The organism is Faecalibacterium sp. DFI.5.82 (assembly GCF_029076575.1).
Taxonomy (GTDB): domain Bacteria; phylum Bacillota; class Clostridia; order Oscillospirales; family Ruminococcaceae; genus Faecalibacterium; species Faecalibacterium duncaniae.
Genome location: NZ_JARFIS010000630.1, coordinates 1 through 305, shown reverse-complemented (window position 1 = coordinate 305; position 305 = coordinate 1). Strand labels below are relative to the sequence as shown.

Here is a 305-nt window from a genome sequence, read left to right as displayed (position 1 = left end):
TAACAGTTATCGGTCATACCCGCCGTACATCTCACGGCGGTCGGCAATGACAAAACCGCAGGCAAGGGCATTGTTCAGGCTGTATTGATTCTCCGGGCTGTCGGTGGCCCCGATGCCCACGATGCCGGGCCGGACAAGTGGCAGCGCCGCTTCCAGCAGCTTCCGCTGCAGGCCGTTGCCCCGCCAGTCCGGGTGTACCACTGCGCTGTCCGCATTGGCCCAGTGCTCCCACTCCTCCCGGGGCACCCCCAGGAAGGCCGCATAGTTGTGTGCGCTCCGGCCGCAGTAGCGCAGGATAAAGTACG

Annotated in this window: 1 pseudogene; it reads right to left on the bottom strand. The window is 64.3% G+C overall.

Features of this window, described 5'->3' with window-relative positions:
* Nucleotides 1-6: 6 nt before the first annotated feature.
* Nucleotides 7-305, bottom strand: a pseudogene (locus P0G09_RS18180) (GNAT family N-acetyltransferase); the annotation flags it as partial.